General features: G+C 49.4%; 9 protein-coding genes. 8 read left to right on the top strand and 1 reads right to left on the bottom strand.

Annotation, left to right across the window (positions count from 1 at the left end; genetic code table 11):
• The 3 genes from STRDD11_RS06250 to STRDD11_RS06240 all read left to right on the top strand — a co-directional run.
• Positions 1-350: ABC transporter permease (locus tag STRDD11_RS06250; RefSeq protein ID WP_164828407.1), on the top strand; the 350-nt coding region annotated here is incomplete at its 5' end.
• Between the two features lie 4 nt (positions 351-354).
• Positions 355-1455, top strand: coding sequence for a sensor histidine kinase (locus STRDD11_RS06245; protein WP_128836462.1), 1101 nt, complete (start codon positions 355-357; stop codon positions 1453-1455).
• On the top strand, positions 1452-2078 hold the full coding sequence (locus STRDD11_RS06240) for a response regulator transcription factor (RefSeq protein ID WP_128836460.1): 627 nt from the start codon (positions 1452-1454) through the stop codon (positions 2076-2078). The genes STRDD11_RS06245 and STRDD11_RS06240 overlap by 4 nt, the downstream gene beginning before the upstream one ends.
• A 78-nt stretch (positions 2079-2156) precedes the next feature.
• Here STRDD11_RS06240 and STRDD11_RS06235 read toward each other — a convergent pair whose 3' ends face one another.
• Positions 2157-2510: a hypothetical protein gene (locus STRDD11_RS06235; protein WP_128836457.1), complete on the bottom strand. Its 354-nt coding sequence runs from the start codon at positions 2508-2510 to the stop codon at positions 2157-2159.
• 19 nt (positions 2511-2529) lie between these two features.
• On the opposite strand from STRDD11_RS06235, the gene STRDD11_RS06230 reads away from it, so the two are divergent.
• The 5 genes from STRDD11_RS06230 to STRDD11_RS06210 all read left to right on the top strand — a co-directional run.
• Entirely contained in the window at positions 2530-3039 is a 510-nt protein-coding gene (locus tag STRDD11_RS06230; protein ID WP_128836455.1) for a hypothetical protein, read from the top strand.
• Complete coding sequence (locus tag STRDD11_RS06225; protein WP_128836452.1) at positions 3021-4721, top strand: acetolactate synthase large subunit; 1701 nt, start codon at positions 3021-3023, stop codon at positions 4719-4721. Before STRDD11_RS06230 ends, STRDD11_RS06225 begins: the two co-directional genes overlap by 19 nt.
• Positions 4714-5190 carry an acetolactate synthase small subunit gene (gene ilvN / locus STRDD11_RS06220; protein ID WP_128836449.1) on the top strand — a complete coding sequence of 159 codons (477 nt, stop codon included), beginning with the start codon at positions 4714-4716 and terminating at the stop codon, positions 5188-5190. The genes STRDD11_RS06225 and ilvN overlap by 8 nt, the downstream gene beginning before the upstream one ends.
• 65 nt (positions 5191-5255) lie before the next feature.
• Positions 5256-6278 carry a ketol-acid reductoisomerase gene (ilvC, locus tag STRDD11_RS06215; RefSeq protein ID WP_128836447.1) on the top strand — a complete coding sequence of 341 codons (1023 nt, stop codon included), beginning with the start codon at positions 5256-5258 and terminating at the stop codon, positions 6276-6278.
• Positions 6279-6430: 152 nt separating this feature from the next.
• A partial coding sequence (locus tag STRDD11_RS06210) for a pyridoxal-phosphate dependent enzyme (protein WP_241209343.1) occupies positions 6431-7264 on the top strand: 834 nt, incomplete at its 3' end.

Below are 7264 nucleotides of genomic sequence, written 5' to 3'. Positions count from 1 at the left end.
TGGCGGACTGGATTATCATTGCCCTGATTATCTTGGTGGGCAGTCTGGTCTTTATTGCTATGGGAGTTCTGGTCAGCCTGCTGCCCAGCGCCCAGCTCATGTCTGTAGTAGGTAATATCACCTATATGGCTCTGGCGGTTTTGGGCGGTCTTTGGTTCCCCATTACCATGTTCCCGGACTGGATTCAATTTATCGGTAAGCTGACGCCTAGCTATCAGCTTATGCAGGTGGTATCTACTTATCTGGAGCATCATAGCTGGAATGGGTCTGCCATTTTGATCACGCTGGCCTATACGGCAGCAATCAGTCTGCTGATTTTGCAGCTAAAAAAACGGATAGAGGTTAAGTAAGTTTATGTGGGAAAAAATCAAAAAGACTCACTATATGTTTCACATTTCTCTGGTCTTTATCATTTTTCCGATAGCGGGTGTCATCAGCGGTGAGTACCCGCTTTTGCTCTTGTTCTGGACGGTTCTCTTTGTCGGGGCTTATTATACGGTTTTATTGAGCAAACACGCTCTTATCCAGGCTCTTGCCTGGTGGATGTTGGTCGCTTATATTTTCTATGCTTCGGTTTGGCTCAATTTAGGTTTCTCCTGGTATATCTTTTATCTGTCCAATCTGCTCATCTATCAGCTGGATGGTATTTCCTTTAAATCCTGGCGTTTTTGGAGTTTTTTGACCCTGCAGCCAGCCATGCTGCTTGGGATTTATCTGGTCAATCAAGTCGATGCAAGCCAGCTGCTTTTCTTTCTTACCACTTTTATGTTTTCAGATTTTATGACCTTGGGTCTTCATCGGATTCAAACGGATGAGAAGATAAGGGAAGAAAAGGTCAAGCAAAATGCCCAGCTCAATCTCTTTTTGGCGGAAAATGAGCGCAATCGGATTGGCCGGGATCTGCATGACAGTCTGGGGCATACCTTTGCCATGCTCAGCTTGAAAGCCGAGCTGACCCAGCAGTTTCTGGACTTGGGAGCCTATGAGCAGGCAAGGAAAGAAGTAGGAGAAATTCATGACATCAGCAGGCAGTCCATGGCTGATGTCCGCAGGATTATTGACAACCTCAAGACGCGCACTCTGGGTGATGAGCTGGCAACGGTTCAGTCCATGCTGGAGATGAGCGGTATCCGGGTTCTGCTGGACAATCAGCTCAACATGGCCAGCCTGGCCCCCGGCCTGCAGTCTGCCATCAGCATGATTCTGCTGGAATTGGCCACCAATATCATCAAGCATGCTGAGGCCAGGCAGTGCCAGCTGCTGCTCTTTAGAGAGGGGGAGCAGGTTGTTCTGGATGTGAAGGATGACGGTCGGGGCTTTCAGTCGGTGACGGGTCAGGAGCTTCATTCTGTTCGCGAGCGTTTGGAGTCTTTTTCGGGGCAGGTAGAGATTATAGAAAGCGGGCAGCCGACCTGGATTCGGGTGAACCTGCCTTACGGAGGTGGTCAATCATGAAATTATTAGTCGCAGAAGACCAAAGCATGCTGCGGGATGCTCTCTGTCAGCTCTTGGAGCTGCAGCCCGATGTAGAAAAGGTCTATCAGGCAGCCAATGGCCTGGAAGCAGAAGCCATTATTGCTCAGGAGAGTCTGGATGTCCTGATTTTGGATGTTGAAATGCCGCAAAAGACAGGTCTGGATGTTTTGGAATGGGCCAAGACGGCCTTCCCCTCGCTAAAGGTTATTATCGTGACAACCTTTAAGCGGCCGGGCTATTTTGAGCGGGCGGTCAAGGCAGATGTTGATGCTTATGTGCTGAAAGAACGCAGTATTGCAGATTTGATGAAGACCATCCAGACGGTCTTGGCCGGCCGGAAGGAATATTCGCCCGAGCTTATGGAAGTCCTGATGACCGGCAGCAATCCGCTTTCGCAGCAGGAAAAGCTGGTTTTGCAGGCTGCAGCTGCAGGCCTGTCCAACAAAGAAATCGCCGACAAACTTTTTTTGTCCAACGGCACCATCCGCAATTATATGTCTGCCATTCTGACCAAGCTGGATGCCGAAAACCGCACGGAGGCAGTCCGTATTGGCCGGGAGAAGGGCTGGATAGAAGCAGCTGATGGCTTTGACTTTCATTGAATATATAAAAAAAGGAGGCTGGGACAGAACTAAATTTTTAAAAAATTAGTTCTGACCCACCGCCTTTTTTATCGGCTTTTAGTCAGTTTTGCGGTTAACAGCGAAATAGAGATAAATCAGGCCGATGATCCCGATGGGCAGAGAAAAGAGCCAAATCATAAAGAAACGGACAATTTTCCAAATCAGCATGACCAATATCGGAATGAGGAAGATACTGTCCCCCATGACGAGATTGACGATGCTTTCATAGACAAACATAGCAAAGGGGTAAAAGAGACTAAAGAGCAGAAAAAGGAAGAGAGCTGGATAAGAGGGGCGGGGATTCGAGACCGTCAGATAGGCCAGGAGCGCGAAAAAAGCAAAGCTGAAGAGATAATGGCGGATGAGCCAAGAACGGTCTAAACTCTTAAAAATATTGGTAAATTTTTCCATCGTCAGCCTCCAAGGATAGATGATAGCCTTATTATACCACCAAAGAATAAGGAAGTCCAGAACCAAAAGCATTTTCCGCTGCTTCCAGTCCGCAGGCAGAGGAGGCCCTTCCTCCTCTCTTTCCTTTTTTGCTTTTGCAGGGAAGGCTGTTGCGCCAGTATTTTGCTGTTCTTTCGATTTTTTAGTCGCCCGGTCGGCAGCTTTGACCTGCTCTATCAGTTCCTTGGGCTGGAAGGCACAAACTGGATTTAGTTTTATCCTTGTCCTCCAACAGTCCTCCGGTTATCCGCCGCCTCCGAGCAGTGCTGTGAGCGATTCCGGCGCTGTTTGTATTGACAGTCAAACAATGAGCTTCTTTGGCTGGTTTCCTGCTTTCTTTTTCATTGATTGTGAAATCGTTAAAAAAATCAGAAAATTTCTCTGCATGGCTTGCATTTTTTTTCAAAAATGTTATTATAGTAGAAAGCTTTTTGAATTTTTAGAAAATTGTAAATTAATGAAAGGGGAAGAATGGAGAAAATCACATTAGAAGCTCCTAAGACAGGCTCGGAACTTGTCTTGGAAACCTTGAAAAATCTGGGTGTGGATACGATTTTCGGCTATCCGGGCGGCGCTGTGCTGCCGCTCTATGATGCTATTTATAATTTTGACGGGATTCGCCATATTCTGGGCCGCCATGAGCAAGGCTGTGTCCATGAGGCAGAAGGCTATGCCAAATCCACTGGAAAAATCGGCGTTGCGGTCGTCACCAGCGGACCGGGAGCCACCAATGCCATCACCGGCATTGCGGATGCCATGAGCGACAGCGTTCCCCTTTTGGTCTTTACAGGCCAGGTGGCCAAGGCCGGCATCGGCAAGGATGCCTTTCAGGAAGCGGATATTGTCGGCATTACGACTCCCATCACCAAATACAACTATCAGGTGCGCGAAACGGCCGAGATTCCGCGGATTATTACGGAGGCCATTCACATTGCGACGACAGGCCGGCCGGGACCGGTCGTTATTGATTTGCCGAAAGACGTGTCGGCTCTGGATACAGACTTTGTCTACGACAGCAAGCTGCACATCCCCAGCTATCAGCCGACCATTATTCCCAATGAGCTGCAGATCAAGAAGATTCTCAAACATCTGTCTAAGGCTAAAAAGCCTGTTCTGCTGTCGGGCGGCGGTATCAGCTATTCAGAGGCGGCGGCTGACTTGGTGGCCTTTGCAGAGCGCTATCAGATTCCTGTGGTGACCAGCTTATTGGGACAGGGGACGATTGCGACGGATCACCCGCTTTTTCTCGGTATGGGCGGTATGCACGGCTCTTACGCGGCCAATATTGCCATGACCGAAGCGGACTTTATGATCAGCATCGGCTGCCGTTTTGATGACCGTCTGACCGGCAATCCCAAGACCTTTGCCAAAAACGCCAAGGTGGCCCACATTGATATTGACCCGGCTGAAATCGGGAAGATTATCAGTGTAGACATTCCCATTGTCGGCGATGCTAAGAAAGCTCTGCAAATGCTGCTCAGGGAAGAAACGGTCCACAACAATACCAGCAAATGGGTAGATAAGGTGACGCAGGATAAAGCCCGCGTGCGTTCCTATGATAAGAAGGAACGCGTGGTGCAGCCTCAGGCTGTCATTGAGCGTGTGGGTGAGCTGACTCGGGGCGAGGCTATCGTCGTGACCGATGTCGGCCAGCATCAGATGTGGACAGCCCAGTACTACCCTTATAAAAATGAACGCCAGCTGGTTACATCCGGCGGTCTGGGGACCATGGGCTTCGGTGTGCCGGCGGCGATTGGGGCTAAGATTGCCAATCCTGATAAGGAAGTCGTTCTCTTTGTCGGCGATGGCGGCTACCAGATGACCAATCAGGAAATGGCCATCCTGAATATCTATCAGGTCCCTATTAAGGTGATTATGCTCAATAACCATTCGCTGGGAATGGTGCGCCAGTGGCAGGAGGCTTTCTATGAAGGCCGGACTTCCGAGTCGGTCTTTGACAGCCTGCCGGACTTTCAGCTCATGGCCCAGGCCTACGGTGTCAAATCCTATAAGTTTGACAATCCGGAAACCATTGCGCAGGATTTGGAAGCCATAAAAGAAGATGTACCGATGTTCATTGAGGTGGATATTTCCCGCAAGGAGCATGTGCTTCCAATGGTGCCGGCCGGCAAGAGCAATCATGAGATGTTGGGGGTGAAGTTCCATGCGTAGAATGTTGACAGCTAAACTTCAAAACCGCTCAGGTGTTCTGAACCGCTTCACCGGTGTCCTTTCCAGACGTCAGGTCAATATCGAAAGTATCTCGGTCGGAACGACAGAAAATCCAGAGGTGTCCCGTATCACCATCATCATTGATGTGGCTTCACTGGCAGAGGTGGAGCAGATTATCAAGCAGCTCAACCGCCAGATTGATGTCATTCGCGTCCGCGATATTACCGACCATCCCCATCTGGAGCGCGAGGTGATTTTGATCAAGGTTTCGGCTCCTGCTGACAAGCGGGCGGAGCTGCTGGCCATTATCCAGCCCTTCCGGGCAACCGTGGTGGATGTCGCGCCCAGCTCCATTACCATCCAGATGACCGGTGACGCAGAAAAGAGCGAAGCTCTGCTGCGGGTTATCCGTCCCTACGGCATCCGCAATATCGCCCGGACCGGAGCAACCGGCTTTACCCGCGATTAGGATGTCCCTTCAGTTTGTTAAAACCGCCTAACAGGCAAGAAAAAAATAGAAAAGAGAGTAACACTATGGCAGTAACAATGGAATACGAAAAAGACGTAAAAGCAGCAGCGCTTGACGGCAAAAAAATCGCGGTCATCGGCTATGGTTCACAAGGCCATGCCCATGCGCAGAACCTGCGCGATACAGGCCACGATGTCATCATCGGTGTTCGTCCCGGCAAGTCATTTGACAAGGCTAAAGAAGACGGCTTTGACACCTATACTGTCGCAGAAGCGGCTAAGCTGGCTGACGTCATCATGATCTTGGCTCCGGATGAAATCCAGCAGGATTTGTACCAAGCAGAAATCGCTCCTAATCTGGAAGCTGGCAATGCTGTCGGCTTTGCTCACGGTTTCAATATCCACTTTGAGTTTATCAAGGTTCCTGCTGATGTGGATGTCTTCATGTGTGCACCGAAAGGACCAGGTCACTTGGTCCGCCGGACCTTCGAAGAAGGCTTTGGTGTGCCGGCTCTTTATGCGGTTTACCAAGATGCTACTGGCAATGCCAAAGACATCGCAATGGACTGGTGTAAAGGCGTTGGTTCAGCCCGTGTGGGACTGCTTGAGACAACTTACAAGGAAGAAACAGAAGAAGATCTCTTTGGTGAGCAGGCGGTTCTCTGCGGCGGTTTGACTGCCCTGATCGAAGCTGGTTTTGAAGTCTTGACCGAGGCAGGCTACGCTCCTGAGCTGGCTTACTTCGAAGTGCTGCACGAAATGAAGCTGATTGTCGACTTGATCTACGAAGGCGGCTTCAAGAAAATGCGCCAATCCATCTCAAATACTGCTGAGTATGGGGACTATGTATCTGGTCCGCGCGTGATTACTGAGCAAGTCAAAGAAAACATGAAGGCGGTCTTGGCGGATATCCAAAACGGCAAGTTTGCCAACGACTTTGTCAATGACTATAAGGCCGGCCGTCCAAAACTGACAGCCTACCGTGAGCAGGCTGCCAATCTTGAAATCGAAAAAGTCGGGGCAGAACTGCGCAAAGCTATGCCATTTGTCGGTAAAAATGATGACGACGCCTTCAAAATTTACAACTAAGAACCGCTATTTATTTCTAAATACAGATTCTCAGCGAAAAATCGTTCCGGGCAACAGTCCCAACCGATACAAAAAAGGGGTAGGAATGGAAATTCCCAGCCCCTTGTTTTGCTTGGAATCAGTAAAAACAAATATCCCAGAAAGGAAAAAACATGCTGAGGGCAAAAGATATTGTTCATGCTCATAAAGTCTTAAAAGACGTTGTTGTCAATACTCCGCTGGACTACGATCATTACCTGTCGGAGAAGTATGGTGCCAAGATTTATCTGAAAAAAGAAAACATGCAGCGGGTTCGTTCCTTTAAGATCCGCGGTGCCTACTATGCTATTTCCCAGCTGAATAAAGAAGAGCGCAGGCGAGGGGTTGTCTGTGCTTCTGCGGGCAACCACGCTCAGGGGGTGGCTTATACCTGCAGGGAAATGGAGATTCCGGCAACCATTTTTATGCCCATTACGACACCGCAGCAGAAAATCAGTCAGGTTCGTTTCTTTGGCGGCGATTTTGCAGAAATCAAGCTGGTAGGCGACACCTTTGATGCTTCAGCCAGAGCGGCCATTGACTACACTAAAGCTGAAAACCGCACCTTCATTGATCCTTTTGATAACGAAGATGTTCAGGCTGGACAGGGGACCGTTGCCTACGAGATTTTGGACGAAGCCGGCCGGGAATCTATTGATTTTGACACAGTTCTCGTGCCGATTGGCGGCGGCGGTCTGATTTCGGGGGTTTCTACTTATATCAAGGATACTCGGCCGGAGATAGAGGTTATCGGTGTAGAAGCCAACGGTGCCCGCAGTATGAAGGCTGCTTTTGAGGCAGGCGGACCGGTCAAGCTGAAGGATATCGACAAGTTTGCTGACGGTATTGCTGTACAGAAGGTAGGAGCTTCTACCTATGAGGTTACGCAGAAAAATGTAGAAAACCTGATTGGGGTTGATGAAGGACTGATTTCAGAGACCATCATGGATCTATACTCTAAGCAGGGG

This window comes from Streptococcus sp. DD11, assembly GCF_001578865.1.
In the GTDB taxonomy this organism is placed as follows: domain Bacteria; phylum Bacillota; class Bacilli; order Lactobacillales; family Streptococcaceae; genus Streptococcus; species Streptococcus panodentis.
This window is presented reverse-complemented; position numbering and strand designations above follow the sequence as displayed.

What these genes read in the sequence shown, in the direction of transcription:
- STRDD11_RS06245 (WP_128836462.1), top strand. Translation starts at nt 355, where the DNA reads ATGTGGGAAAAAATCAAAAAGACTCACTATATGTTTCACATTTCTCTG.
- STRDD11_RS06240 (WP_128836460.1), top strand. Translation starts at nt 1,452, where the DNA reads ATGAAATTATTAGTCGCAGAAGACCAAAGCATGCTGCGGGATGCTCTC.
- STRDD11_RS06235 (WP_128836457.1), bottom strand. Translation starts at nt 2,510, where the DNA reads ATGGAAAAATTTACCAATATTTTTAAGAGTTTAGACCGTTCTTGGCTC.
- STRDD11_RS06230 (WP_128836455.1), top strand. Translation starts at nt 2,530, where the DNA reads ATGATAGCCTTATTATACCACCAAAGAATAAGGAAGTCCAGAACCAAA.
- STRDD11_RS06225 (WP_128836452.1), top strand. Translation starts at nt 3,021, where the DNA reads ATGGAGAAAATCACATTAGAAGCTCCTAAGACAGGCTCGGAACTTGTC.
- ilvN (WP_128836449.1), top strand. Translation starts at nt 4,714, where the DNA reads ATGCGTAGAATGTTGACAGCTAAACTTCAAAACCGCTCAGGTGTTCTG.
- ilvC (WP_128836447.1), top strand. Translation starts at nt 5,256, where the DNA reads ATGGCAGTAACAATGGAATACGAAAAAGACGTAAAAGCAGCAGCGCTT.